This is a genomic window from Vibrio sp. 1069, assembly GCF_033340555.1.
On the sequence record NZ_JAWOWP010000819.1, the window covers coordinates 1 to 545 of the forward strand.

At 47.3% G+C, this 545-nt stretch carries 1 protein-coding gene; it reads left to right on the forward strand.

What is annotated here, in order from left to right:
- Positions 1-47 precede the first annotated feature (47 nt).
- Positions 48-545, forward strand: a 498-nt coding sequence (locus R7040_RS29245) for a sulfite exporter TauE/SafE family protein (protein ID WP_318098015.1), incomplete at its 3' end; no start/stop codon positions are given.

A 545-nucleotide genomic window follows, 5' to 3' on the forward strand; every position in this document is an offset into this window, starting at 1 on the left:
ATAAGGCTAGCGCCCTTATTGATTGTCTGAATATAAGAATAATCTAGATGGAATTTGATTCGGTTAACTTGCTTGCGATGGGACTGATTTTTCTCGGTTCTTTTGTCCAAACTGCGATTGGTTTTGGCTTAGCCATTGTGGCCGCGCCGTTGCTCATTCTATGGGCGCCCGAATATGTGCCTGCACCTATCTGTTTGGTCGCGTTGTTTATTTCGATCATGAATGCGCTGAAACATCGCAGTAGCGTCGAAATCGGTGGTCTAAAAATGGCACTGATTGGCCGAGTTCCCGGTTCTATTGCTGGTGGCTTCATGCTGTTTTTTGTCTCCACTCAAGCACTGACGTTGTGGATCGGTTTACTCGTTCTATTCGCGGTTATCGTTAGTGTGCTTCCGTTTCGTATTGAACCAACACCCCAGCGTATGACGTTAGCTGGATTTTTCTCCGGTTTGTTTGGTACCAGCTCGGCAATCGGTGGCCCTCCGATGGCATTGCTATTGCAGCATCAAGAAGCGAACCAGTTACGCGGTAACTTGTCGGCATTT